We start from the raw sequence: 25,671 nt of genomic DNA, 5'->3' as shown, positions 1-25,671 counted from the left end.
ATTTTCTCGGTAGCTTGTTTTTATTTTATTGATAATCAATTTGTTAATGTTTTGCGTAATTAAGATTTTTCAAATTTCTTTTATAAAGTATATAAATTCAAAAATTATGTCTTAAATTTGCGCAATAAGCAATATTTTTAAATAATATGCTTTCAATAAGTTAATCATTAAAATGAAGCTGAAATTAATTAAAATAGTATTTTAATATGGCAGTTTCAATATGATATTCACAAGTTGGGATGCATCTTCCATTTTGGAAATATTGATGAAAAAAAATGTAATTAAAAATCTTTAAAAACTTATGAAAAAATTTTTATTAACAGCAATTATGCTTGTTGGCCTTTCGGCCCTTTCTAAGGCTCAGCAGGGGCGAGTGGGGATTAACACAACCACACCTGCCGCAACGCTAGATGTAGTAGCAAATACTGCTGACAACGCTAGACCTGATGCCTTATTAGTCCCTCGTATGACAAGAGCTCAATTATTAGCTAAAGATGCGGCTTATACTGCAGCTCAAAATGGAGCGCTTGCTTTCGTTACAACAATTGACGGTACAGCAACTCCTAAAACTACAAACGTTACAGCAGTAGGTTTTTACTACTATGATGGCCAGACTACAAATACTTGGATTGCTGTAGGTGGTGGCGGTGGTGCTGTAGCAGCTCCTTCTGTAAGAATCTCTACAACTGGATCAGATTTATCTGCAGCAGACCTAAATGGTTATGTATTTATTGATACAGCAGGTTCAGTAAATTTGGCAACTATTCCTGTAAGTGCTGCTACTAAAGGTAAAACGGTTACTATTGTAAGAATAGGAACTACCAATGTTAGTATAACGGGAATGAATGCAAGTTCTGTTAACTCTATTACTGTTCAAGGTAGAGGTATTGCTTTTGTTTATGATGGTACTGCATGGCAGTCTTACTCTGTAAACTAATCTTAAATTTACACACATTTAGTTATGAATAAAAAAGTTTTATTAGCTTTTGCCTCTGTAGTGGCAATGCTTCAATATACAAACGCGCAGGTTAGAACAAATGGTTTCGCCAGCGGAAATATACAAGGACAAGGAGTTTTCTTAGATGCTTCTGGTAGTACAGGTGGTTTCACCGATAGTGTAAACAATGGAAAAGGACTTGTTTTCCCAAGAACAGACTTAACTACCTTTACATTTGCAACCCCTGTTACTGACGAAGATAACTTTCCAACTGCATATGATGGTATGATTGTGTTTAATAGCGCTTCAGGAACTACTGTTTCTGGTATTGCTACAAGTGTAACTCCGGGATATTATTATTTCTCTAATCCAACTGGTGGATCAGCAAATGGTTTTGCAACTTCTACTGGTAGATGGGTTTCACTTTCAACTTCACCTAAAGTAACTGTTGGAACAGCAGAAACAACTACAAATACTATTATCAATGTAAGTCCGGGAGTAGATAAGCAGCTCTATGCCATCAAAGGATCTTTCACTGCAAGTGGTACTTCTACAGCAGTTAATATCCCAGCTCCTGCAGGAATGACTACAATGTATGGTATTACAATCTATAAAGCAGGTACAAACACTGTTTATGATAGAAGTTTATATTCTTATAATCCGGTTACGACTCCAGGAAATGCTATTACAGGATCTCCTAGTATGTCTGTAGTGTATCCTAACGGTACATACGATTATGTATTAGAATATTTAAAATAAGACATTATTTAATTACATATAAAACCAATGAGAAATCATTGGTTTTTTTGCTTTTGAGAGATTTACGTTCATTTATTTTTTCGGGTTATAAATCATCACGTATTCATTTTTTTGAATGGTTAAAGCGGATATTTGTTGAACAACGGACCACTCTGTAGATTTTAACAAAATAAAAAGGTGTTAAAAAATAATTCTGCTGTCTCGCTTTATATAAGCAGATGTCGTCTGTCAGAAAGTTTTTCCGGAGTTCGGTTCTTAAGACTTTAAATTTTTTGAGATTGATTTTCTGATTTTATTTTAACTTTATAAATTTTGTAATTTACTGATTTTCAATTTGTTTTAAAAGTGTAAGATTTAAATTATGCACAAATTAGTTAATTATGTTAACTTTTTGCGTGTTTTTTTAACACTTTTTAACGCTGTACCCTAAAACCCCTGTTCATAGGAGGTTACAGCGGTATTTAACATTTGATTAATCTTTTATTAACAGTTTTTAACATGTTGAATAGGGTTTTCTAAAGATTCCTGATACTTTTGCTCCGTCAAAACCAATAAAAGTTCAAGATGATGAAAAGATTCATTCTCGTAATCATAATGATGATTTCAACCTTAGGTGTTTATTCTTTTACGAATAATGCCTCAGATGCGAAAAAAACAAGTTATGCATCGTACTACCACGATAAATTTAACGGTAGAAAAACTGCTAGCGGAGAAGTCTTTGATAATTCAAAGTTTACTGCAGCAAACAGAACGCTTCCATTTGGAACAAACGTTAAGGTGACTAACCTTAAAAATGGTAAAGAGGTAATAGTGAGAATTAATGATAGAGGACCTTACCATTCATCAAGATCTTTAGATATGTCTAAAGCTGCGTTCGATGAGATTGGAGATATCAGTCATGGTACAATTCCGGTCGAATATGAAATTGTCGATTAATTTTATGATTTAAATTAAAAAAAAGCCAGCTAATTCAGCTGGCTTTTTGTATGCGGTAATATTCCCATTAATTATACATCCAATTCCAATAAAGCAGGACAATGGTCAGAATGTACGGCTTCTTTTAAAATAACAGCTCTTGAGAGCTTATCCTTTAAACTGTAAGAGGTGAAGTTGTAATCCAGTCTCCAGCCTTTGTTTCTGGCTCTTGAATTTTGTCTGTAGCTCCACCATGTATAATTGTCCGGATCACTGTTAAAAAACCTGAAACTGTCTATCAGTTCACATTCATTAATGAAATTCGTCATCCACTCTCTTTCCATTGGAAGGAAACCTGAAACATTTTTTAACCCGATTGGATTGTGAATATCGATCGCCTCATGACAAATATTAAAATCACCGGATATAATCAGGTTGGGAATTTCTTTCTTTAAATTTTTGATATATTCCAGGAAGTCATGGCAGAACTGCATTTTAAAATCCAGTCTCTCAATATTAGACGCAGAAGGAACATACACCGAAATAGCTGAATATCCGTCAAAATCTGCACGGATGATTCTCCCTTCATTATCATAGCTTTCGATACCGCAGCCATACTCTACATGACTGGGTTTGATTTTTGAGGCAATTCCGACCCCGCTATAGCCTTTTCTTACTGCTGAGTGCCAATAACTGTTATAACCTAATTTTTCAAGACTTTCGATGTCTATCTGATCGTTTCCGGCCTTGCTCTCCTGAATGCAGATGATATCCGGATCAGCAGTCTTTAGCCAGCCCAGGAAATCTTTCGTAAAAGCGGCTCTGATTCCATTGACGTTGTATGTAATTAATCTCATTAGTCTTCTATAAAAAGTTTAAAATTTTCATTGTATTTTGAAGGGATAAATTCCGTGATATCATAATCAGCTACCTGATGAATATAAAAAGGATCTTCAGAAATAATCTGCTCAACTTCATTTTTAGATTCTGCATTGGCTATGATGATCCCTCCCGTTCTGGGTTCTTTTCTACCCGAAACAATAAACCGTCCGGATTCATAATGCTTATTAAGGAAAATATTGTGCTGTGGAATAAGGCGTTCTACATTTTCAATAGAACTCTTGTAGGTAAGCGAAATAATAAACATGATTTATTTTTTACGAAGATATGAACTATAAAAAAGAAGCGGAAAAAATCATTCGATTTTTTCCGCTTTAAACCCAAAATTAAATAAACTATGAAAAAAACTACTTGGGTTCTAAAATGCTGATAGGAATGATACACTCTTCCAGTGAAATTCCTCCATGCTGGTAGGTTTCTTTATAGTAATTAACGAAATGATTGTAATTTTTAGGATAAGCCAGGAATGTATTGTTTTTAGCAAAAATATATTTCGAGCTTAAGTTTCCTTTTGGAAGGAAAAGTTTTTCAGGATTGGTAATCGCCCATACATCACTGTCGTCATATGTTAAACTTTTACCTGTTTTATATCTGATATTAGTAGAAGTTTCTCTGTCTCCTACCACTTTACTTGGCTTTTTGACATATACCGTTCCGTGGTCTGTAGTAATGACCAGTTTATAGCCGTTTTCTGCCGCTGCTTTTATAATCTTCAGCAAAGAAGAGTTTTCAAACCAGTTGAAGGTAAGAGAACGGAAGGTTTTATCATCACGAATCAGCTGATCTACGATATGGTTGTCTGTTTTCGCGTGGGAAAGAATATCAATAAAGTTGTAAACAATGACCAACAGATCGTTGTTTTTATGCTGATTGAAATCATCATAGATTTTTCTTTCAAAATCGGCATTCAGTACCTTCAGATACTTCATAGACTTTGACCCCAAACCTATTCTCTTCATTTGATCTTCCAGGAAGTCACGCTCAAATTCATTTTTGTTTCCCTCTTCATTATCATTAAACCATTTGTCAGGGAAACGTTTTTCAATTTCAGACGGCATCAATCCTGCAAAAAAAGAGTTTCTTGCATATTGTGTCGCCGTAGGAAGGATACTGTAGTAATAATCTTCCGAAATCTTATTGTAATATTTTGTAAATAAAGGTTCAATCACTTTCCACTGGTCATAACGAAGGTTGTCTACCATCAGCAAAAGAACTTTTTCTTTTTCAACCTCAGGTTTTACTTTCTCCTTGAAAAGGGTGTGGCTCATAAGAGGTTTGTCTGAATCAACAAGCCAGTCTGTGTAGTTTTTTTCAATAAACTTGGCAAACTGAATATTGGCTTCTTCTTTCTGAGACTGCAGAAGGTCAGCAAATTCATTATCTGCTACCTTGTCAAATTTGATTTCCCAGCTAAGGATCTTTTTATAATATTCTGCCCATTCCTGATACGTTCTCAGGTATGACAATTCCATAGAAAGATTTCTGAATTCCTGCTGATACTGCAAAATAGTTTTTTGCTCAACAAGATTATCTTCCTGAAGGTTCTTCTTTAGGGAAAGTAATATCTGGTTAGGATTTACAGGCTTCAGTATATAATCGGCAATCTGAGATCCGATAGCCTCTTCCATAATGTGTTCTTCTTCGCTTTTGGTAACCATCACAATCTTTAAGGAGTTGTCTTTTTCCTTGATCATAGGAATGGCTTCCAGCCCGGAGATACCCGGCATATTTTCATCAATTAATGTTAAAGCAAATTTCTCTGAATCCATAAGTTCCAAAGCCTCATTCACATTATTAACGGGGGTTACCTGGTAGCCCTTCTTTTCTAAAAATACAATATGAGGTTTAAGTAAATCTATTTCATCATCGATCCATAATATCTTTTCTGACATAATTTATTTTTTACGTGGTTATTCTATCAAAATGTTGACCAAATCCTTCTAAATTCTCACAAAATAGAAAGATTAAAAGTTAAATATTAGTTAAATGAAAATACCGTTTGATATTTCACTTTTTTGTTTCATTCAATCCGTATTTTTTATATATACCAAAGCCCTTTCCAGAATTTCATCTTTTCCGTTTTTGAGGCCCTCAACAGTCGGTTTTACAAGGATGTCGGGAGTAATGCCTATTCTCTGAGTTTCCCTTCCATCGGGATAATAAGCACCAAGTCCTGTAAACCGGGTATCAAGATCGGCAATTTTAAACATAATCACATCACCGTTGGCTCCTGAAGTATTACTTCCGATAATTTTAGCCTTCGGATGCTGCTTGAACATCATTGTGGTGGTCTCTGCCTGGCTTTGCGTATTCTCATCTACTAAAACGATTACATTTCCTTTATAGTATTCAGGATTTTTTCTGCCGGTAACAATTTTTCTGCTGTAAAATTTACCGGGATAAGAAGGATCAGGAAAAGTAAACTGATAATAAACGGACGGCACAGGAAGCAAAAGATAGCTTAAAGGGATGATCGTTTGCTTTGGATAATTTCTAAGATCAAAGATAATAGATTTTGAAGATTTTAAACTGTTATACATTTCATTCAGATCATCTTTTTCTATCATCCCCATATCAACATACCCGATTTTCTTTTCCTTATCCATGAATTTCCACTTCCGGGGAGCTTTATTTTTTTCATGAATAATATCTTTGGCAAAATACGTTCTGGTTTTGATTTCCAGGTTTTGTCCTTCTCTCTCAATTTTTACAGAAATAGAATCCTTATTGCTGAACAGAAGTTTGTTTTTTGCTTTGTTGAATTTACCCCAGGAATTAGAGGCTGGAATATATTTTCCAAAGCTGTTGACGATTTGCGGAATCGTTTTACCTTCAACATCATAAATAACATCTCCTGTATGAAGCTGACTTTTATCCCTGAATTTTGTAGCATTGATCTTAGTAATCACAAGTTTTCCTTCTGCATAAGAATACTCTATTGGCACTCTTCGGTTTCCATATTGATGCAGCTGAATTTCCTTTGATGAAAGATAGGCATGGGAATCATCTGTTTTGGTAACCAGCTCTGCCAATGTTAAATGATAATTTTCATCAGTATCAATCATAAGAAATTTGGGAATCATTTCTGTAAGGACATCATTCCAGTTCTGATCAGTTTCATACTTATAAGGAAAAAAATATTCTACATAATTCCAATATCTGAATAACTCCAGAAGACTGATGTTTCTTGAAGTGAATCTTGAACCGTAGGACTTTTCATTTCTGAAATATATTTTCCTTCCGCCTTTCCCGAAATAATGATTATCTCCCAGATTCCGGTTGTTTTCAATGTAACGAAGCTTTTGAGAAAGATCTCTGGAGAAAATTTGACGGTTGTCGATCCAGCTCAGATCAAAATTTTTAAGAAAATACACTTTATTATCCTTTGCCGAGCATTCTTTACAAGGGGAAACTTCTCCGAGACTTTTGATCCATTCAGTGTAAAAATTATTCAACGCCTCTTTGTCATTGATAGATTCAAGCTCATCAATCTTCTGAAAAAGCTGTTGATTCCAGTTCAGATTTCCTTTTGCTACATGAGGATGGTAATATTTTAAAAATCCCCATATTCTGCAGAGGGATTCCAGCTTTTGTGTCTCAGTGATGATCTGTGCGGAAAAATTTAAACTTAAAAGTAATAAAAGGAAAAGAGAATACTTTCTCATTAAGGGTTATCGTGTTTTCTCTCAAAGGTAGTCCTTTGTAACAACAACGGCAAAAGGTTTTCAAAAAAATATGAATTTAAAATAAAAATGAGTCGGAGAGATTTTCCAATGATATTAAGAAAGTGTTATTTGTGAAAAATATGAATGATATCAGTTTTTAAGCCTTATGTTTTAATAGTAATTTAATAAAAGCCTAAATTTTAAAATGCCTAACTTTGTTTACTAATATTGACGTTTCAATGCAGAATAAGCTAAAAATCATCAACGATCCTGTTCATGGATTTATCAAAATTCCTCACGAAATTTTATTTGATATCATCGAGCATCCTTACTTTCAGAGGTTAAGAAGAATCGGGCAGACCGGACTTTTGAACCTGATATTTCCGGGCGCTACTCATACGAGATTTCACCATGCTTTGGGAGCAATGCACCTGATGTTTACTGCTTTGGAAACATTGAAGCAAAAAGGGGTGAAAATTTCTGAAGAAGAGGAAAAAGGTGCGATGCTGGCTATTCTTATGCATGATATTGGTCATGGTCCGTTTTCTCATGCGCTGGAAAGTATGCTGATGGACGACTGGCATCATGAAAATCTTTCTTTACTCCTGATGAATAAGCTGAATGAGAAGTTTGATGGTCAGTTATCAATGGCTATCGAAATGTTTCAGGGAAAATATCATAGGAAATTCTTTAACCAACTGATCTCTTCCCAGCTGGATGTAGACCGTTTGGATTATCTGAAAAGAGACAGTTTTTTTACCGGGGTATCGGAAGGAAATATTAATACCCAGAGAATTATTTCCATGATGAATGTTTGTGAAGAAGGTGAACTGGTGATTGATGCAAAAGGAATTTATTCCATTGAAAACTTTTTGACGGCAAGAATGTTCATGTACTGGCAGGTCTATTATCATAAAACGTCAGCTTTAGCAGAATTTCTTTTAGTTAAGATCCTTGAAAGAGCAAAATATCTTATTTCTCAGGGAACAGAGCTTCCGGCGACGGATAATCTGAAATATTTTTTATACCGTGAAAAGAGTGCTGCAACGGATGAAGATATAGAACGATTTACCAGCCTTGATGATAATGATGTGATCCAGGCAATGAAAGAATGGCAGAATGCGGATGATTTTGTGTTGTCCTATTGGTGTAAATGTGTAATTCAGAGAAATTTACCTAAAACAATTATTTCATCACATCCATTTAGCCAGGAAATAATTGATGAAAAAATAAAAAATACCAATGAATTTTTCAAAATTGATAATGGAAAAGAATTGGTTCATGAAATAAAAAGAAAACTTTTGCCCTATCATGCGGAGAAGCAGCCCATCTATTTACTGCATAAAAATGGTAAAAGAACAAGGCTTCATGAGTCGGAAGATCAGCTTTTATCAGAGTTAATTGTAAATAAGACAACCCGCTATATCCTTATGTTTCCAAGAGATATCTCAGGGCTGGACTCTTAAATAATATTAAAATTTACGATCTGAAACCAAAAAATGTTTGCAAATTCTAGAATTTCTTATCTTTGCAGAATATGGAATTTACAGCTTCGCAAATTGCAAGTTTTATTGACGGAAAAATAATAGGTGACGAGAATGCACTTATTACGGGTGTTTCACCAATTGAAAATGGGGAATCAGGACATCTTTCTTTTATAGCACAAGATAGATTTTCTCATTTCTTGGATACCTCACGATGCTCTGTTATCATCATTTCGGAAAAACTTCTGGAGAAAAATAGTTATAACCCTACCTTAATCGTTGTAAAAGATGCTTATCTTTCTTTTCAGATCCTGATGAATTTATACCAGGAAATGCAGGGAAGAAAAGAAGGTATTGAAAATGGTTCTTCCATTCACGATACGGCTGTCATAGGAGATAAAGCCTATATCGGAGCATTTACTTATGTTTCCGAGAAAGCTAAAATCGGGGAGGGGGCACAGATCTATCCGCATGTATATATAGGAAAAGGAGTGAAAATTGGTAAAAACTGTAAGATAGACAGTGGTGCCAGAATTTACGACTATTGTATTATTGGGGATAACTGTGTGATTCATTCCAATACGGTAATTGGAGGTGACGGTTTTGGTTTCCAGCCAACTGCCGAAGGTTTCAAAAAAATACCACAGCTTGGAAATGTAATTATTGAAGACGATGTTGAGATCGGCTCAAACTGTAGTATAGACAGAGCAACAATAGGCTCTACCATTATAGGAAAAGGAACCAAAATTGATAACCTGATTCAGATTGCCCACAATGTGAAAATAGGTCAGAATAATGTGATTGCAGCACAAGCAGGAATTGCAGGTTCTACTACTATTGGTGACTGGAACCAGATTGGGGGACAGGTAGGTGTCGTAGGACATATCAAAATAGGAAATCAGGTGAAGATTCAGGCCCAGAGTGGTGTGAATTCCAGCGTTAATGACAGAGAAACATTGTATGGCTCACCAGCCATCAGTTATAATGACTATTTGAGGAGTTATGTTCATTTCAGGAATCTTCCTGGAATAGTAAATAGAATAAATAATCTTGAGAATAACTCAAAAGATAATACTAATGAGTGATATGCAAAAAACACTTCAGCAAGAGATAACTCTTTCTGGAATTGGTCTTCATACGGGTAGAGAAGTAAAACTTACCATTAAACCTGCTAAAGAAAATACAGGTTTTGTATTTGTAAGAACCGACTTAGAGGGACATCCTCAGGTAGAAGCAGATGTAAATTATGTTGTAGCAACAGAAAGAGGAACTACATTAGAAAAATTAGGGGTAAAAATTACCACGTGCGAACACCTTTTGGCAGCTCTTGTAGGTTGTGATATTGATAACGCAATCTTAGAAATGGATGCCTCTGAACCACCTATTCTTGACGGATCTTCAAAATTCTTTGTTGAAGCTATTGAAAGCGTTGGTGTTGCAGAACAGGGTGTAGCAAGAGAATATCTGGTTGTAAAAGAAGTTCTTACCTACAGTGATCCGGCTACCGGTTCGGAAATCACAATCATTCCTTCAGATACTTACGAAGTAACAACAATGGTAGATTTTGGAACTAAAGTATTAGGGACTCAGAACGCCACTCTTAAAAATATTTCAGAATTTAAAGACGAAATCTCATCAGCAAGAACATTCAGCTTCCTGCATGAATTGGAAATGCTTTTAGATCACGGTTTGATCAAAGGTGGAGATATTTCCAATGCTATTGTATATGTAGATAAAGATCTTACTCCTGAAACTACAGAAAAACTAAAGAAAGCCTTTGGAAAAGATAATGTATCTATCAGACCAAACGGTATTCTTGACAATCTTAATTTAAACTATCCTAACGAGGCGGCGAGACACAAATTATTAGATGTAATTGGTGATCTTGCTTTGGCAGGGGTGAAAATAAAAGGTAAAGTTATTGCCAACAAACCGGGACACTATGTGAATACCCAGTTTGCGAAAAAACTGAACCGCCAGTGGAAATTGCAGAAAAAGAAAAACGTTCCGGATTTTGACCTGACAAAAGAACCCGTATTCGATATTAACGGAATTATGAAGCTTATGCCTCACAGACCTCCGTTCTTATTGATCGACAAAGTTCTTGAACTTTCAGACTCTCACGTGGTAGGGTTGAAAAATGTGACAATGAACGAACCATTCTTCGTTGGGCACTTCCCTAAAGAACCTGTAATGCCTGGAGTACTTCAGGTAGAAGCATTAGCACAGACAGGAGGTATTCTGGTACTGGCAAGCGTTCCGGATCCTGAGAACTATTCTACTTATTTCATCAAAATAGATAAGGTGAAATTTAAAAGAAAAGTAATTCCTGGAGATACACTTATCTTCAAGATTGAATTGATAGAGCCTATCAGAAGAGGAATTGTTCATATGCAGGGGTATGGATACGTAGGAGATACAGTAGCAGTAGAAGCAGAGCTTATGGCTCAAGTTGCAAAAAATAAAGTTGATTAAATGATTCATCAATTAGCAGCCGTAGATAAACGCGCGAAAATCAGCAAAAATGTAATCGTAGAACCTTTTACTACCATTGCAGGGGATGTAGAAATTGGAGAAGGAACCTGGATTGGTCCTAATGTAACCATCATGGATGGAGCAAGGATAGGGAAAAACTGCAGGATCTTTCCTGGAACGGTAATCTCTGCAATCCCTCAGGATCTTAAATTTGATGGTGAAGATACCCAGGTAATAATTGGTGATGATACAACAATCAGAGAATGTGTTACAGTAAACAGAGGTACAAAAGCTCTGGGATTTACCAAGATAGGTGCTAACTGTCTTATTATGGCCACTTCACACATTGCTCATGACTGTGTTATCGGAGATCACGTTATCATTGTAAACGGCTGTGGTATTGCAGGACATGTGGAAATAGGAGATTACACTGTAATGGGAGGTTTATCTGCTGTGCACCAATTTGGTAAAATCGGAAAGCATGTGATGATTTCCGGGGGTACTTTGGTAAGAAAAGATATCCCGCCTTACGTAAAAGTTGCAAGAGAGCCAATGTCTTATGCTGGTATCAATTCTGTCGGTTTAAGAAGAAGAGGATTTACCAATGAGAAAATCTTTGAAATCCAGAAAATCTACAGAGCAATATTCCAAATGAAAATGAACGTTTCTCAGGCCATTTCACATATTGAAAAAGAAATGCTGCCAACGGCCGAAAGAGATGAAATTTTACAGTTTATTCAAAATTCTCCTAGAGGTATCGTAAAAGGATACGGAACCGGAAAAGATAGAGAATAATTAATCATAAATACTATCGGATTATGAAACATTTAATCATACTTACAGCACTTTCAGCGACATCTTTTTTGTTTGGACAGCAAAAGGAAAAGCCTTTTACGATTGAAAGAAAAATTTCTGAAGTATCTAATGATAGTATTGCCAAGAATAACTTAAATGGTATTCTGAAACAGAAAAATACCGGAAGCTCAATTTTAGGAACAGCTGATCAGTATAAATCTGATATTCAAATGAATGTACACAGATTGAATAACAATGTAAATACATTCAATAATAATATATTTAACAGAATGATGCCTCAAGGACAAGGTATTGAAATTAAAAAAAGAAAATAAATATTTATATAATTAATGGCAACAAGTAACGATATCAGAAAAGGGCTGTGCATCGAATATAGCAATGATATTTTTAAAGTAATTGAGTTTCTTCACGTAAAACCAGGAAAAGGTCCTGCTTTCGTAAGAACAAAATTAAAGTCAGTGACTAACGGTAAAGTAATTGATAATACTTTCTCTGCAGGACACAAAATTGATGAAGTAAAAGTAATCACAAGAAAGTTCCAGTATCTGTATGATGATGAGAACGGATTCCACTTCATGAACAATGATGACTTCTCTCAATTATATATCAATAAAGAAATGATTGAAAACGCTCAGTTTATGAAAGCTGGTGAAGAAGTAACAATCATTTTGAAAGAAGCTGATGAGACTCCGCTTTCTGCTGAACTTCCACAGTCAGTATACCTGGATGTGATTGAAGCTGATCCGGGTGTAAAAGGAAACACTGCAACTAACGCTCTTAAAAACGCAATCGTTGAAACAGGAGCAAGAGTAATGGTTCCTTTGTTCATTGAGCCGGGAGACAAAATTAAAGTAAGCACTGAAGACGGTAGCTACTTAGAAAGAGTGAAATAATAAATAAAATTTACATAAATTCGGTTTGCACTAGCACTCCGAATTTTGTTTTATAAGAAAATCTATTGTTATGAGATTCCATTCTCCGCAAAAGCTTAAAACGATTGCAGATTTAATAGGCTCAGCATTTGTTGGCCCGGAAGACTTTGAAGTATTGGGAACCAATGAAATTCACATGGTAAAACCTGGTGATATCGTTTTTGTGAATCACCCCAAATATTATGATAAAGCATTAAACTCTGCAGCGACTATTATTTTAATTGATAAAGAAGTGGAGTGCCCGGAAGGCAAAGCACTTTTGGTTTCTGATGATCCTTTCAGAGATTTTAATAAAATCAATACTCATTTTACCAGAATATATAATTTCACAGAAGAACTCCATGATGTGGAAATAGGAGAGGGTACAAAAATTCACTCTTCCGCAGTAATCGGAAACAATGTGAAAATCGGAAAAAATACCCTTATTTTTCCAAATGTAGTGATCGGTGACCGCACGGAAATCGGAGATAATGTGGTTATTCAGTCTAACACTGTTTTAGGAGGTGACGCTTTTTATTACAGAAAATTAAACGGAAACTTTGACCGTCTGATTTCGGTAGGAAATGTGATCATTGAAAACAATGTAGAGATCGGAAACGGGTGTACCATTGACAGAGGTGTTACGGATTCTACCATCATTGGAGAAGGTTCTGTTTTGGATAATCAGATTCAGATAGGACATGATACTGTTATCGGGAAAAAATGCCTTATTGCGTCTCAGGTAGGAATTGCAGGATGCTGCATCATCGGAGATGAGGTAACATTATGGGGACAGGTAGGAATTGCTTCCGGAAACAAAATTGAGTCAGGATCTGTACTTTTGGGGAAAACAGGAGTAAACAGGGATCTTGAAAAAGGTACCTATATTGGGATGTTTGCAGAAGATTTCAAGACTTATCTGAAAAAAGAAGTAAAGCTGAGAAATCTCAAATAAACTATTCCAAAGGTTTTATCCAAAATCAAAGAAATTTAAGTAAATTTGTGAGCATTAATAAAATAATAAATAAATTAAAACAACAATAAAATGTCAATTTTAGTAAACAAAGATTCTAAAGTAATTGTACAAGGATTTACAGGGAACGAAGGAACTTTCCACGCTGGTCAGATGATTGAATACGGAACAAATGTAGTAGGTGGTGTTACTCCAGGAAAAGGAGGTAGCGAGCACTTAGGAAAACCGGTATTTAATACAGTGGCTGACGCTGTTGAAAAAGCAGGAGCAAACGTAAGTATCATTTTCGTACCACCGGCATTTGCAGCAGATGCTATCATGGAAGCTGCTGAAGCAGGTATCAAAGTAATCGTATGTATTACTGAAGGTATTCCTGTAGCTGATATGGTAAAAGTAAAATCTTATATTGCTGACAGAGACTGCAGATTAATCGGACCAAACTGCCCTGGAATCATTACTTCTGAAGAAGCTAAAATTGGTATTATGCCAGGTTTCGTTTTCAAAAAAGGTAAAGTAGGTATCGTTTCAAAATCAGGTACCCTTACTTACGAAGCTGCTGACCAGGTTGTAAGAGCAGGTTACGGTATTTCTACTGCAATCGGTATTGGTGGTGACCCAATCATTGGAACAACTACAAGAGAAGCATTAGAATTATTTATTAATGATCCTGAAACTGAAGCTGTTGTAATGATCGGTGAAATCGGTGGAGGTCTTGAAGCTGAAGCTGCAAGATGGTACAAAGCAAGCGGTTCTACTAAACCGGTTGTAGGATTCATCGCTGGACAAACTGCTCCAAAAGGAAGAACAATGGGTCACGCAGGTGCTATCGTAGGTGGTGCTGAAGATACAGCTCAGGCAAAAATGGAAATCATGAGAGAAAACGGTATCAACGTTGTAGATTCTCCTGCTGACATTGGTGCTACTGTAGCAAAAATTCTAGGATAATATAAAACCACATCATATGAAAAAACTTTTATTAGCCTCAGCTTTGACGCTTTCCGCATTATCTTTTGCACAGGTGCAATGGAATAATACAAGATTCGGTCTTACAGCAGGTTTAAACTACTCAAGAGTAGCAAATGCCCACAATCCCTCTGGCCCTAGATTCGCCTTCCAAGGTGGAGCTTTGGCTTTGATCCCCGTAGGGAAGGCAAACCAATTCTTTATACAACCTGAAGTTCTGTACTACGGTGCAGGAGAAACCGGGAAAGATAAAGATGCTAAAGGAAAAGACGGTTACGATGCAGTATATGCAAATAACTATCTGAGTGTACCACTTTATTTCAAAGGATACTTTTCAGAAGCTGAATCAGAGTTCTTTGGAATGATTGGGCCTAGATTTAACTTTTTAGTAAGTCAGGACGTAAAGAATCCTCCAGCAGGAAGACCTTACTATGATCCGGACGTTACTGATCCTACACAGCCGGCAGGAGTAAACGGAAAAGCAAAAAGCTTTAACTGGGGACTTGGATTAGGCGTAGGATATAGCTATAAGAGACAACTCGAAGTAGCTTTAAAATATGATTTAGGACTTTCTGATACTTACCCCGGTCTTGTAAAAGAGAAAGGAGGTACTGATAAGAAAAAATCAGAACAGGTTATTGCACTTACCTTAAGCTATATATTCAAATAGAATATCTCAGAATATAAAAAATCCCGGAAACTTAGTTTCCGGGATTTTTTTATTATTAATTGTAAACAGACTAATCGGTAATCTTTACTTTTCGGCCTTTTCGTGATTATCCTTTAATCCACTTCCAAAGCTCTTTTAAAGTAGCTTTATTACCGTACATCAATATCCCTACACGATAGATTTTTCCGGCCAGGAAGATCATAAAAACAGTTGTTGCCAGCAATAATCCAATGGACAGCGCAATCTGCCATGCAGGAACTCCAAATGGGATTCTCGCAATCATCGCCACCGGTGAAGTAAACGGAATGATTGACAGCCAGAAACCTAATGGCCCGTCAGGATTATTCATCAGGGTGAAACTTCCATACATCCCCAATGTTAAAGGTAAAATTGCAAACAAAGTAAATTGCTGGGTCTCTGTTTCGTTATCTACTGCAGAACCAATTGCTGCATAAATAGAACTGTAAAAAATATACCCTAAAAGGAAGAAAACGATGAATACAAAAATGATCAGCGGGAAATTCAGTTCCAGAAGACTGTGAGAGATCTGGGTAGCAAGCTGCCCCACATCCAGTTTACTGGCAATCTCATCATTTCCACCCGGAATACCTTTCTGAAGAGGTGAGAAACCAGTATTTAAAACCAGTGCTCCTATTACAGACATCGTGATCCAGATCAGAAACTGTGTCAGCGCAACCATGGTTACACCTAAAATTTTCCCCATCATCAGCTCAAAAGGTTTTACGGAAGAAATAATGATCTCCACAACGCGGTTGTTCTTTTCCTCAAGTACACTTCGCATTACCCTTACCCCATAAATAATGATAAACATAAAGGTGACATACATCAGGATCATGCTCAGCCCGGATTTAACCCCGAAAGCAAGATCAGAATCCTCTTTATTATTATCACTAACGTTAATAGTCTTTAATGTAAAGCTTTTATCAAGATCAATTAACTGAGTCTCCTGAATACCCAGTTGCTTGATTTTTTCTTTTTTAACAACATTGCTGATATCAGAAATAATTTGCTGCTTTGTGTCAAATCCTATTTTACTGTTGATCACAAGCCTTGCCTCTTTTTCAAGCGCATCAAAATTCTGATTTTTCAATTCCGGAAGGATCAAAATACCATCCAGTGATTCATTTCCTTTTAAATTGTTGATCTTTGATTTTTCATCCGCGGCAGAAACAAAAACATAATTTAGTTTATCATTAGATTTCAGCTGATTCATGAATAATCCGCTCTTATCAACCACCTCTATAATACTGTGCGATTCGTTTGCCTTAAACATTAACCCTATCACAGCTCCAAAAGCAATGATCATAATAGGAGCAAGCAGCGTTAATATAATGAAGGATTTTTTCTTAACCTGTGTAAGAAATTCTCTTTTGGTAATTAAAAAAATATTATTCATAAATTAAGGATGGTTACTTACAGCATTAATAAACACTTCATTCATACTGGGAATTCTTTCATCGAATGATCTCACTTTGCCCACTTGTACCAGATCAAGAAGAACATTATTCTGACTCTCTTCATTTTTCAGGTCAAAAGAAACAAGATTATTTTCATTTGATAGATTAAAGATGTCATATTTATTCTTGAAATGGTCAAAATGATCTGTGTTGACTTCAGAAAGTGTAACTCCAAAAATATTTTTCTTGAATTTTTCCCTTACGTCAAAAACCCTTCCGTCAATGATTTTTTTAGAATTGTTAATTAAAGCAACATAATCGCACATTTCTTCCACACTTTCCATTCTGTGGGTAGAAAGAATAATGGTTGTTCCGTTATTTTTAAGATCGATGATCTGATCTTTGATTAAGTTGGCGTTTACAGGGTCGAAACCTGAAAAAGGTTCATCAAGAATTAAAAGATGCGGTCTGTGAAGAACGGTTACTACAAACTGGATTTTTTGCGCCATCCCTTTAGAAAGTTCAGACAGCTTTTTCTTCCACCATTGGTCGATATTCAGTTTTTCAAACCATTTTTTGGCCTCATTCAGGGCATCGCTTTTACTCATCCCTTTCAGTTCCCCGAAATATAAGATCTGATCGCCAACACTCATGTTTTTGTACAGTCCTCTTTCTTCGGGCATATAGCCGATGTCTTTAATATGATCAGGGTTCAGTTTTTGCCCGTTGATGAAGATCTCTCCGGAGTCTGCCTGAGTAATTTGATTAATGATACGGATAAAAGAAGTTTTTCCGGCTCCGTTGGGTCCTAAAAGGCCATAAATACTACCTTTTGGAACATGGATGCTGAAATCATCCAGGGCGACCTTTTTTCCGGCATTGTAGGTCTTTTTAATATGTTCAGCTTTTAGCATTAAAATTATTCTTTTTACAATTAGTATAAAAAGGTCCCGAAAGTTACGGAAATATTAAAACAGAATTAATGTAAAAGAAAAAATCCTGATGATTATCAGGATTGTAATTTATTGTTTCACGATTTGAGTAACTTTCTGCGTGTTGTCACTTAAAATATAACGGATCATATACTTTCCGGGTTTCAATTTTTCAATATTAATCTCACCGGAATTCATATTCACTGTATAATTAGCGACCTGCATACCCAAAATAGAATAAAAAGTCACACTTTTGATTCTTAAAGAAGAATCTTTTGCCTTAATGATAAGGAAATCCTTTGCAGGATTTGGATAAGCAAGCAACACCCCATCATCTGCTTTCTGAGTGATGGAACTCGGCTCTCTAAGCTGAGCTTTTAAATTGTTGGAAAATCCAACAAAAGTGCCTACAAATAGAAATAAAAGTAAAAGTTTTTTCATCAAATTTATAATTTCTCGGATATATGTAACAAATGTAATAAATTCTACAAATTCATACAATAGTTTTTTGTAGAACTTATATTAAATTTGTAGAAACTTATTCAAAAAGTATTCCAAAATGATACATTCAAGAAATAGAAGACTTAGAGTTAATGAATCTATCAGAAGTTTGGTAAGAGAAAATGTGCTTACAACTGATGATTTTGTAATGCCGATCTTCGTAATGGAGGGCGAAAACAAGCAGGAGGCAATCCCGTCTATGCCGGGAATTTTTAGGCGGAGTATAGATTTAACGGTAAAGGAATGTAAGGAATTATTTTCTTTAGGAGTAAAAGCTGTCAATTTGTACATGAAAGTGTCAGAACATCTGAAAGACAATACAGGAAAAGAAGCCTGGAACAAAGATGGACTGATGCAGCGCACGATCAAGGCAATCAAAGATGCCGTTCCGGGAATGATTGTTATGCCTGATGTAGCCTTAGATCCTTATTCAATCTATGGACACGACGGAATCATTGAAAATGGAAAAGTTATCAATGATGCTACCAACGATGCACTGGCAAGAATGTCAGTATCTCATGCTGAAGCAGGAGCAGATCTTGTGGCACCAAGTGATATGATGGACGGAAGAGTACAGGTTATTCGTGAAGCGTTGGAAGAAAGCGGTTTTACAGATGTAGGAATTGTAAGCTATGCTGCCAAATATGCGAGTTCTTTTTACGGACCTTTCAGAAGTGCTTTAGACAGCGCTCCAAAGGATGACATGGAAATTCCGAAAGATAAAAAAACATACCAGATGGATTTCCACAATACCCGTGAAGCATTGAATGAAGTATTTAAAGATATTGACGAAGGAGCAGATGTGATCATGATCAAACCGGGACTTCCTTATCTGGATATCGTTTCCAAAGTACGTGAAGCCATTGATCTACCGATTGCGGTATACAATGTAAGTGGAGAATATGCTATGGTAAAAGCGGCTGCTCAGAACGGCTGGCTGGATAATGACAAAACGATCATTGAAAGCTTAACTTGTTTCAAAAGAGCCGGAGCAGACATGATCTTTACTTATTTTGCAAAAGAAGCTGCGATACTTTTGAACAAATAACGATTAGAAAATCGTGATCCGGAAACTAACGTTAATGTTAAGTTAATGGTCCGAATTGAAGACTTTCGTGTAAATAAAAAATATATTTTTGAGTAAAGCTAATTTCGAGAAACGAAAATTATTAAAACATCAAAAGAATTTATTTATGAGAAATCTTAAAAAGATCGAAAGAAATCAATTGAAAGAAATCAAAGGAGGAGAAGTGATTATTGATGACCCGAATTGCGGAACATGGTGCAAGGGAATCTGGCATCCATGTACAATTAATCATTTAGCTTGTCCGCCGGACTAATCATTTCAGTATAAAATAAACAGGCTGTTCTCACCGAACAGCCTGTTTATTTTCAAACGGACAGGTGGTTTATTATTTTATAACCAACCTTTTTTCCCGTAAACGTAAGTGTCATCAAACTGCTTATCACTCATGAAAAGATATAAAATACCTTCAATAAAAGGGATAACAGAAGCTGCTCCTAGAGTAACAACATTCAGAACAAGCTGGATGATTCCCTCTTTTGTATATCCCAGATAAAATTTATTTAATGCGAGCCAGCCTACAAGAATTCCCAATAAAGCTGCAGGAATTTTCTTTTCCGAACGGTAAGGAACGTTGCTTTGCTGGTTTTCTGCATTTTCTGTTTTTGTGTAACCGTAATTTTCCATTTCTTAATGATTGTAATTGATTGAGATGTTTTACGATAAGTAGTTTAAAATGATAAAAAGTTACAATGATTTGAAAGTGAATAAGTTTACATTTAAATCAACAAGTTGATATTAACATATAAGTGAAGTTTATATTTTTGATATATTTGCCCTATGATTTTACGAGGAGAAAACTTAATCAAGGAATACGGTCCTAAAAAAGTTGTAAAAGGCGTTTCTGTACAGGTTCAACAGGGAGAAATTGTTGGTTTGCTGGGTCCGAACGGAGCAGGAAAAACCACATCGTTTTATATGATCGTAGGGTTGGTTAAGCCCACTTCAGGAAAAATTTTCCTGGATAAACAGGAGATTACGACTGATGCAATGTACCGAAGAGCCCAAAAGGGAATCGGATATCTGGCTCAGGAAGCTTCCGTTTTCAGAAAACTTTCCGTGGAAGAAAACATTATGGGGGTATTGCAGCTGACCAAGCTTTCAAAGCGTGAACAGCAGATCAAATGTGATGAACTGATTGAAGAATTTTCTTTACAGCATGTCCGTAAAAACAGAGGGGATCTTCTTTCCGGAGGAGAAAGACGTAGAACTGAAATTGCACGTTGTCTTGCCACAAGCCCGAATTTTATTCTTCTGGATGAACCTTTCGCAGGGGTAGACCCGATTGCCGTTGAAGATATCCAGAAAATCGTAAGAAGTCTTGTCGATAAAAATATCGGAATTCTGATTACCGACCACAATGTACAGCAGACGTTGGCAATTACCAACAAAACCTATATTATGTTTGAAGGAAAGATCCTGAAAGAAGGACTTCCTGAAGATCTTGCCAATGATCCGCAGGTAAGAGAAGCATATCTTGGTGAAAACTTCGTGTATCAGAGTATTCTGGATAAACCTAAAAAGAAAAAATACGCTTACAACATCTGGGCAGGTAATTTTGATTCAAAAGCGCAGTTGCAGGGATTTGTAGATGAAAATTTCAAACAGTTTGATGATCTGAGACTCATGTATGGTTTCGAAGATATCAGCTTTGCTTCATTAGCGAACTCTGAAATTGAACATATCTTTAATGATGTGGTAGATAAAAATGCCAACAATTCATTTGTTTTCCAGAAAAAAGAAATCAATTCTCAATATTCTTTAGAACAGGCAGAAGCAGAATCTAAAGAAGCCGGCAGAAAAGAACTGCATTACCTTACAACTTATCTGTTTGAAGGATAAAATATAAAGCATTTATTTGCTGAACATGATAATAAAACGTACCTTTTTCTTTTGAAAGCGGTACGTTTTTCATTTAAAATGATTTCTATGGCTAAACCTTTTAACAGAACCGTAACCTTATTCGGAATTTATAAGCAGCTTGTCCCATTCATCAGACCTTACCGACCCATGATTTACGGAACATTGTTTCTTACTTTTCTGGGAGCTCTCGCAGCACAGGTAAACCCGATTGTTCTGAAATATACGGTAGATGAGGTCACCAAACTTACCCATCTTCCTCATCCCATGTCAGAAGGAATTCATATTCTCATTATTATTTCCATTATTTTACTGGGAAAAGAACTGTTGAATATCTTTATCAACTTCGGGCAGAAATTTTATGGTGAAAAAATCAGGATCAATGTGAGTTCTGTGCTGGCTCAGTCAGCAATTGATAAGATTCTTACCTACAGGGTTGCTTATTTTAACGATGAAAACCATGAGTCCGGAAAGTTACAGATCAGAATAGACCGTGGAATAGAAAGTCTGACAAAACTGGTTCAGAACTTTTTTATTGACATTCTGCCTCTTTTTTCCAATGCCATCATTGCGCTGATCATTATGTACATGCAGAATGTGTATGTAGGACTTGTTTCAACCATTATTGTTCCCATTTATTTTTATATCAGTTCCCTGCAGGCAAAAAAACTGAATGGGGTACGCCGTCAGCTTAGAAATCAGAGAGAAAAAAAGACCTCGGGACTTCTGAATCTGATCAATTCCATTATGGTTATTAAAAGTTTTGTCCGTGAAAAATTTGAAGGGAAAAAACAATACGATCTTCAGATGGAACTGATGGAAAGCCAGATGATCACAAGAAGAACTAACTTTATTTATGATGGGTTAAAAACGTTTATTGAACAGTTCGGGGTCGTTCTGATTATCCTTTTAACGGTTTATCTCGTTCTCGATCAGCAAATGACGATTGGTGCGATAATGCTTCATATTATGCTTTTCAACAACGTTTCAGCACCTATCCGCCAGCTTCACAGGATTTATGATGATATGAACGATGCCATGATCTATGCTGAAGGCTATTTTGATATTCTGAATGCAGATAATGAGACAGAATCGAATGGAAATTTTGTAGAAAAAGAAATCAAAGGTACTTTTGAACTGAAGAATGTTGATTTTACTTATCCTAATGGAACAAAGGCTTTACATAATGTTTCCATGAAAATTGAAAACGGAAAAACTACGGCTTTGGTAGGGTTGAGCGGTGCAGGAAAGTCAACGGTCATTAATCTTTTGTGTAAATTTTATTTTCCGGATTCCGGAGAGATTCTTTTGGATGGGGTAAATCTTAATGAATTTGACAATACTTTTTTGAGGAGTGATCTTGGACTCGTACTTCAGAGAAATCACATCTTTCAGGGAAGTATAGAAGATAATATCCGCTATGGAGATATGAATGCCGGTTTTGAAAAAATTCAGGAAGCTGCAAAAAAAGCTTATCTGCATGAACAGATTATGGATCTTCCGGATCAATATCAGCATGACGCTACTCAGCTTTCAGGGGGACAGCAGCAGAGAATTGCCATTGCCAGACTATTTCTGAAAAATCCTCCGATCATCTTTCTGGATGAACCTACAGCCAGCCTTGATGCCATCGCTACCGAACAGATCAAGAATTCTCTGGATGCCATAAAAGCAGGAAGAACTGTTGTCATCATTTCGCATTCCCTGTCACAGATTCTGGATTCCGATATTATTTATGTAATGAAGAAAGGAAGAGTAGTAGAAAATGGAACTCATGATGAACTTTACAGTAAAGAAGGCACTTACCGGGAGATCTTTGATGCGTCAGCCCGGAGTCTGAATCTCGATAAACTGGTGAATACTTTCAAAGAAAATTAAATAAAAAACTCAGCGGACAGGCTGAGTTTTTATTTTAATAACAATCGTTTAATGCGTTTTTTCAGGAACCTGATAGGTACCTACATCTGCTCCGAAAGCAATATTAATTCTGTTGTAGCTGTTGATGGCAATAACAGCCATTGTTAAATCTGCTATTTCAGTTTCAGAGAAGTAACGGCTTACTTTTGTATAAATTTCATCATTCACTTCCTTACCATTTAAAGCTGTTAAAGTTTCAGCCCATAGCAGTCCTGCCTTTTCTTTATCCGTATAAAACGAACATTCTCTCCAGGCGCTTACCAGAAATATTCTCTGTTCAGTTTCACCTTTCGCTCTTAATTCTTTGGAATGCATATCCAGACAGAAAGCGCATCCGTTCATTTGTGAAACCCTGAAATACATCAGTTCAAGAAATGAATTGTCCAGTGATGAATTCTGTACCTGAAATCCCATGGTGTGAAGAGCATTTACAGCCTTGTTTCCGATCGCAAATGCGTTGATTCTTTGTGACATAATATTTGTTTTTTTGATTAATTATGTGACAAATGTAGAACTGTATTTTCCTGAATTTTTTTACAAATGATAAATTTTATAAGGAAAGATTTTAAAAGCTGGATGCTAGAAGCTACTATTAGGTAGATGATATATATTCGGTCTTCAATAACTTCCCTCTTCCAGCTTCCAACATCCCTTCCATTAAAGTTTTTGTGCTCTGATTCTGCTTAAAGAAACCTGAGTAATTCCGATATAGTCTGCCAGATCTCCAAGACTGATGCGTTGGATAAGATCGGGTCTTTGCTTCATGAAATTATGATAACGTTTTTTTCCGTCGTCTTCCAGCATTTCACTGATCCTTCCCATCATATTCACCGGAGCTTTGGAATAAAGCTTGCTGAAAAGTGTTTCTGCCGTGTGATACTTTTTACATAATCCTTCAATAACATCTCTGTGTACACGGAGAACTTCAGTAGGTTCCAGGGCAACGATCATGTATTTTGACGGCTGTCCGGTAAGAAAACCGCTCAGCTCAGCAAAAAAAGCATTTTCTGCAAAAAAAGTCATGATAAAATCCTTATCACCATTGTCAAAAAATAGTTTGACAAGTCCTTTTTCAATAAAATAGAAATACCGGCAGGTTTCGTCACCTTTTAACAGAAAATCTCCTTTTCTGTAGGATTTGGATTCCAGATGAGAAACAAGTTCGTCCATGACTGCCTGTTCCGGTTTTAAAACTTTTTCAATAGACTGAACAAAATGAGTGTGAAGCATAAAGAAGAAACTGTTTTGTGAAAAATAAAATTAATAAAAAAAGCAGTCCCATTGATAAGACATACCTCGAAAAAGAATTTTAGCTTTGCTGTATCATGAACGATCACTATCTTAAAAAACTTGATCGGGTAACGGCTATCCTTACCCAGTTACAGTCTAAACCTGTTGTTCGGGCGCAGGATCTGGCTGAAAAGTTCGATGTAAGTATCAGAACCATTTACCGTGATGTAAAAACTTTGGAAAACGCAGGGATTCCCATTGTGGGTGAAGCAGGTAACGGCTATTCTTTAATGGACGGCTACAAACTTCCTCCCATTATGTTTACTAAGGAAGAGGTATTAAGTTTCATTACCGCCGAAAAGCTGATGCAGAAATTTTCCCACCAAAGTTTGGGAAGCCATTATCAGGCAGCCATGGAAAAAGTACGCTCAGTATTGAGAAATTCTGATAAAAATCTTATTCAGAATATTGAAAAGCAGATTGATGTTTTTAGTTTCCATACCGATTCCGGAGATTCTCTTAAAAATGTGATTCCTATTATTTTAGAAAGCATTGCAGACAAAACCCAACTAAATATCAGATATCAGACAGTAGATGGAAGGGTAGACAACAGAACTATTGAAACTGTCGGGATGTTTTTTGAGTTTAATTTTTGGTATATCATGGCATTCTGTACCCTGAGAAAAGATTTCAGGCAATTTCGGATAGACCGGATTTTAGAGATTTCAAAAACCCTGAATCCCTTTTTACAGGAATACGGACAGGTGAATGACTACCGTAAAAAATCAAACGGAAATAAAGTCAGAGCTAAACTTTTGGTAGACAAAAAAATAATGTCTCATCTGGTGAATTCCAAAAAATATTATGGCCTCACAGAAGAAGTGGAAACTGAACAAGGAGTAGAACTCACTTTTGAAACAGAATGGATCAGCGATGGATTTCCCCGCTGGCTTATCACCTTTGCAGACTATGCCACCGTTCTGGAACCTGAAAGTCTGCGTGTCCGTTTGAATGAACTGCTCGTAAAAATGGTTGAAAGACATCAATAATAAACCCCAACAAGACAGCTGTTGAGGTTTAAAGACTTAATTGAGGCAAATAAATGAAATGGTTAACAAGCAAATGGTAAAATCGCAAAAAAGCTAAATTTGTTTAGTCGCAAAAAATGATATAAGTTGTTGAGATGGAGGAAAATCACTATAATAAATGACATTGCAGATGTATTTTTCATGATTTCCGCCTTTTTGCAATTTTACCTCTT

26 protein-coding genes and 1 pseudogene are annotated in these 25,671 nt (G+C 36.1%); 17 read left to right on the top strand and 10 right to left on the bottom strand.

The features are described from left to right. Positions 1–373 precede the first annotated feature (373 nt). The 3 genes from DYR29_RS10375 (at position 374) to DYR29_RS10365 (ending at position 2,632) form a co-directional block, all read left to right on the top strand. Complete coding sequence (locus DYR29_RS10375) at positions 374–937, top strand: hypothetical protein (protein WP_213280407.1); 564 nt, start codon at positions 374–376, stop codon at positions 935–937. A gap of 24 nt (positions 938–961) precedes the next feature. Continuing rightward, positions 962–1,696 carry a hypothetical protein gene (locus tag DYR29_RS10370; protein ID WP_213280406.1) on the top strand — a complete coding sequence of 245 codons (735 nt, stop codon included), beginning with the start codon at positions 962–964 and terminating at the stop codon, positions 1,694–1,696. 564 nt (positions 1,697–2,260) lie between these two features. After that, positions 2,261–2,632, top strand: a complete 372-nt coding sequence (locus DYR29_RS10365; RefSeq protein ID WP_047420840.1) for a septal ring lytic transglycosylase RlpA family protein — start codon at positions 2,261–2,263, stop codon at positions 2,630–2,632. 71 nt (positions 2,633–2,703) lie between these two features. Here DYR29_RS10365 and DYR29_RS10360 read toward each other — a convergent pair whose 3' ends face one another. The 4 genes from DYR29_RS10360 to DYR29_RS10345 all read right to left on the bottom strand — a co-directional run bounded on the left by DYR29_RS10360 (position 2,704) and on the right by DYR29_RS10345 (position 7,176). After that, positions 2,704–3,468 carry an exodeoxyribonuclease III gene (locus DYR29_RS10360; RefSeq protein ID WP_213280405.1) on the bottom strand — a complete coding sequence of 255 codons (765 nt, stop codon included), beginning with the start codon at positions 3,466–3,468 and terminating at the stop codon, positions 2,704–2,706. Next, the gene (locus tag DYR29_RS10355) at positions 3,468–3,758 is read right to left on the bottom strand and encodes a YciI family protein (protein WP_213280404.1); all 291 of its coding nucleotides are present in this window, start codon (positions 3,756–3,758) and stop codon (positions 3,468–3,470) included. Before DYR29_RS10355 ends, DYR29_RS10360 begins: the two co-directional genes overlap by 1 nt. A gap of 100 nt (positions 3,759–3,858) precedes the next feature. Continuing rightward, positions 3,859–5,403, bottom strand: a complete 1,545-nt coding sequence (locus DYR29_RS10350; RefSeq protein WP_047420843.1) for a bifunctional response regulator/alkaline phosphatase family protein — start codon at positions 5,401–5,403, stop codon at positions 3,859–3,861. Between the two features lie 132 nt (positions 5,404–5,535). Then, the gene (locus tag DYR29_RS10345; RefSeq protein ID WP_213280403.1) at positions 5,536–7,176 is read right to left on the bottom strand and encodes a S41 family peptidase; all 1,641 of its coding nucleotides are present in this window, start codon (positions 7,174–7,176) and stop codon (positions 5,536–5,538) included. A 239-nt stretch (positions 7,177–7,415) separates the two neighbouring features. Here DYR29_RS10345 and DYR29_RS10340 point away from each other — a divergent pair, with 239 nt between their 5' ends. The 9 genes from DYR29_RS10340 (at position 7,416) to DYR29_RS10300 (ending at position 15,468) form a co-directional block, all read left to right on the top strand. Next, entirely contained in the window at positions 7,416–8,642 is a 1,227-nt protein-coding gene (locus DYR29_RS10340; RefSeq protein WP_213280611.1) for an HD domain-containing protein, read from the top strand. A 71-nt stretch (positions 8,643–8,713) separates the two neighbouring features. Next, positions 8,714–9,745, top strand: a complete 1,032-nt coding sequence (gene lpxD, locus DYR29_RS10335; RefSeq protein WP_047420847.1) for a UDP-3-O-(3-hydroxymyristoyl)glucosamine N-acyltransferase — start codon at positions 8,714–8,716, stop codon at positions 9,743–9,745. Next, a complete protein-coding gene (locus tag DYR29_RS10330; protein WP_213280402.1) occupies positions 9,738–11,135 on the top strand; it encodes a bifunctional UDP-3-O-[3-hydroxymyristoyl] N-acetylglucosamine deacetylase/3-hydroxyacyl-ACP dehydratase in 1,398 nt (465 codons plus the stop codon). The genes lpxD and DYR29_RS10330 overlap by 8 nt, the downstream gene beginning before the upstream one ends. Continuing rightward, a complete protein-coding gene (gene lpxA, locus DYR29_RS10325) occupies positions 11,136–11,930 on the top strand; it encodes an acyl-ACP--UDP-N-acetylglucosamine O-acyltransferase (RefSeq protein ID WP_047420849.1) in 795 nt (264 codons plus the stop codon). Between the two features lie 23 nt (positions 11,931–11,953). Beyond that, complete coding sequence (locus DYR29_RS10320; RefSeq protein ID WP_213280401.1) at positions 11,954–12,265, top strand: hypothetical protein; 312 nt, start codon at positions 11,954–11,956, stop codon at positions 12,263–12,265. A 15-nt stretch (positions 12,266–12,280) separates the two neighbouring features. Further along, positions 12,281–12,844: an elongation factor P gene (gene efp, locus DYR29_RS10315; RefSeq protein WP_047420850.1), complete on the top strand. Its 564-nt coding sequence runs from the start codon at positions 12,281–12,283 to the stop codon at positions 12,842–12,844. Between the two features lie 70 nt (positions 12,845–12,914). After that, positions 12,915–13,817: a UDP-3-O-(3-hydroxymyristoyl)glucosamine N-acyltransferase gene (locus DYR29_RS10310; RefSeq protein WP_213280400.1), complete on the top strand. Its 903-nt coding sequence runs from the start codon at positions 12,915–12,917 to the stop codon at positions 13,815–13,817. Positions 13,818–13,907: 90 nt separating this feature from the next. After that, complete coding sequence (sucD, locus tag DYR29_RS10305) at positions 13,908–14,780, top strand: succinate--CoA ligase subunit alpha (protein WP_002977143.1); 873 nt, start codon at positions 13,908–13,910, stop codon at positions 14,778–14,780. 16 nt (positions 14,781–14,796) lie between these two features. Further along, positions 14,797–15,468 (top strand): porin family protein, encoded by a 672-nt coding sequence (locus DYR29_RS10300; protein WP_213280399.1) that lies wholly within the window; start codon positions 14,797–14,799, stop codon positions 15,466–15,468. Between the two features lie 106 nt (positions 15,469–15,574). Here the strand turns inward: DYR29_RS10300 and DYR29_RS10295 are convergent, their stop codons facing one another. The 3 genes from DYR29_RS10295 to DYR29_RS10285 form a co-directional block, all read right to left on the bottom strand. Beyond that, entirely contained in the window at positions 15,575–16,885 is a 1,311-nt protein-coding gene (locus DYR29_RS10295) for an ABC transporter permease (RefSeq protein ID WP_213280398.1), read from the bottom strand. 3 nt (positions 16,886–16,888) lie between these two features. After that, on the bottom strand, positions 16,889–17,800 hold the full coding sequence (locus DYR29_RS10290; RefSeq protein WP_213280397.1) for an ABC transporter ATP-binding protein: 912 nt from the start codon (positions 17,798–17,800) through the stop codon (positions 16,889–16,891). A gap of 108 nt (positions 17,801–17,908) precedes the next feature. Next, entirely contained in the window at positions 17,909–18,259 is a 351-nt protein-coding gene (locus DYR29_RS10285; protein WP_047378731.1) for a T9SS type A sorting domain-containing protein, read from the bottom strand. 118 nt (positions 18,260–18,377) lie between these two features. Here DYR29_RS10285 and hemB point away from each other — a divergent pair, with 118 nt between their 5' ends. Together hemB and DYR29_RS10275 are read left to right on the top strand one after the other, a co-directional pair. Further along, positions 18,378–19,367 (top strand): porphobilinogen synthase, encoded by a 990-nt coding sequence (gene hemB, locus DYR29_RS10280; protein WP_047420856.1) that lies wholly within the window; start codon positions 18,378–18,380, stop codon positions 19,365–19,367. 145 nt (positions 19,368–19,512) lie between these two features. Next, positions 19,513–19,659 (top strand): bacteriocin-like protein, encoded by a 147-nt coding sequence (locus DYR29_RS10275; protein ID WP_156118482.1) that lies wholly within the window; start codon positions 19,513–19,515, stop codon positions 19,657–19,659. A 77-nt stretch (positions 19,660–19,736) separates the two neighbouring features. Here DYR29_RS10275 and DYR29_RS10270 read toward each other — a convergent pair whose 3' ends face one another. Further along, on the bottom strand, positions 19,737–20,030 hold the full coding sequence (locus DYR29_RS10270; RefSeq protein WP_213280396.1) for a TM2 domain-containing protein: 294 nt from the start codon (positions 20,028–20,030) through the stop codon (positions 19,737–19,739). A 153-nt stretch (positions 20,031–20,183) separates the two neighbouring features. On the opposite strand from DYR29_RS10270, the pseudogene lptB reads away from it, so the two are divergent. Next, positions 20,184–20,909, top strand: a pseudogene (lptB, locus tag DYR29_RS10265) (LPS export ABC transporter ATP-binding protein); the annotation flags it as partial. Between the two features lie 504 nt (positions 20,910–21,413). Then, positions 21,414–23,141, top strand: coding sequence for an ABC transporter ATP-binding protein (locus tag DYR29_RS10260; RefSeq protein ID WP_213280610.1), 1,728 nt, complete (start codon positions 21,414–21,416; stop codon positions 23,139–23,141). 48 nt (positions 23,142–23,189) lie between these two features. On the opposite strand, the gene DYR29_RS10255 is transcribed toward DYR29_RS10260, so the two are convergent. Together DYR29_RS10255 and DYR29_RS10250 are read right to left on the bottom strand one after the other, a co-directional pair. Next, the gene (locus tag DYR29_RS10255; RefSeq protein ID WP_213280395.1) at positions 23,190–23,654 is read right to left on the bottom strand and encodes a carboxymuconolactone decarboxylase family protein; all 465 of its coding nucleotides are present in this window, start codon (positions 23,652–23,654) and stop codon (positions 23,190–23,192) included. A 183-nt stretch (positions 23,655–23,837) separates the two neighbouring features. Next, complete coding sequence (locus tag DYR29_RS10250) at positions 23,838–24,410, bottom strand: Crp/Fnr family transcriptional regulator (RefSeq protein ID WP_213280394.1); 573 nt, start codon at positions 24,408–24,410, stop codon at positions 23,838–23,840. A gap of 95 nt (positions 24,411–24,505) precedes the next feature. Between DYR29_RS10250 and DYR29_RS10245 the strand changes: the two genes are divergently transcribed. Further along, positions 24,506–25,459 carry a helix-turn-helix transcriptional regulator gene (locus DYR29_RS10245; RefSeq protein WP_213280393.1) on the top strand — a complete coding sequence of 318 codons (954 nt, stop codon included), beginning with the start codon at positions 24,506–24,508 and terminating at the stop codon, positions 25,457–25,459. Positions 25,460–25,671 lie beyond the last annotated feature (212 nt).

This window comes from Chryseobacterium indologenes, from assembly GCF_018362995.1.
Lineage (GTDB): Bacteria > Bacteroidota > Bacteroidia > Flavobacteriales > Weeksellaceae > Chryseobacterium > Chryseobacterium indologenes_G.
The sequence above is the reverse complement of the archived record's forward strand: the minus strand, read 5'-3'. Positions and strand labels throughout refer to the sequence as shown.